The following is a 1,049-nucleotide window of genomic DNA, read 5'->3' on the forward strand; positions in this document are numbered from 1 at the left end:
ACGTCGCCAACAACGCCTGCGCCTCAATCGGATCACCCAACCTCGTCCCCGTACCATGCGCCTCCACCACATCCACCTCACCCGCCGACAACCCCCCATTCGCCAACGCCTGACGAATCACCCGCTCCTGCGACGGACCATGCGGAGCCGTCAAACCATTCGACGCACCATCCGAATTAACCGCACTACCCCGCACCACCGCCAACACCCGATGCCCATTACGCCGCGCATCCGACAACCGCTCCAACACCACCACACCAACACCCTCACCCCACCCCGTACCATCCGCCGACGACGAAAACGCCTTACACCGACCATCCCCCGACAACCCACCCTGACGCGCAAACTCCACAAACATCCCCGGCGACCCCATCACCGCAACCCCACCCGCCACCGCCAACGACACCTCACCCGACCGCAACGCCCCCACCGCCTGATGCACCGCCACCAACGACGACGAACACGCCGTATCCACCGACACCGCCGGACCACCCAAACCCAACACATACGCCACCCGACCCGACACCACACTCCCCGCCGAACCCGTCAACACATACCCACCAACACCCTCCCCCGCCTCCCACAACCGCGGCCCATACTCCAAACCCATCACCCCCAAAAACACCCCCACCCCAACACCATCCAAACCAACACCCAAACCCGCACCCTCCAACGCCTCCCACACCACCTCCAACACCAACCGCTGCTGCGGATCCATCACCACAGCCTCACGCGGAGACACCCCAAAAAACTCCGCATCAAAAACCCCCGCACCCTCCAAAAACCCACCCCACCCCGGCACCCCACCACCCACCAAACCCTCCACATCCCACCCACGATCCACCGGCCACCCACCCACCACATCAACCCCACCCAACACCACATCCCACAAATCCCCCGGCGAACCCACCCCACCACCAAAACGACACCCCATCCCCACAATCGCCACCGCCTCACCCACACCCACACCCGCAACACCCACACCCGAAACCCCACCCACCACCAAACCCACCAACCGCTCCGCCACCAACACCGGAGTCGGAAAGTCG

At 64.3% G+C, this 1,049-nt stretch carries 1 protein-coding gene; it reads right to left on the reverse strand.

The window, feature by feature from the left end:
* Positions 1–1,049 (reverse strand): polyketide synthase (locus AB0C22_RS31255; RefSeq protein ID WP_357538603.1); only part of this gene is annotated, 1,049 nt, incomplete at both ends.

This window comes from Micromonospora sp. NPDC048894 (genome assembly GCF_040649765.1).
GTDB classification, from domain to species: domain Bacteria; phylum Actinomycetota; class Actinomycetes; order Mycobacteriales; family Micromonosporaceae; genus Micromonospora; species Micromonospora antibiotica.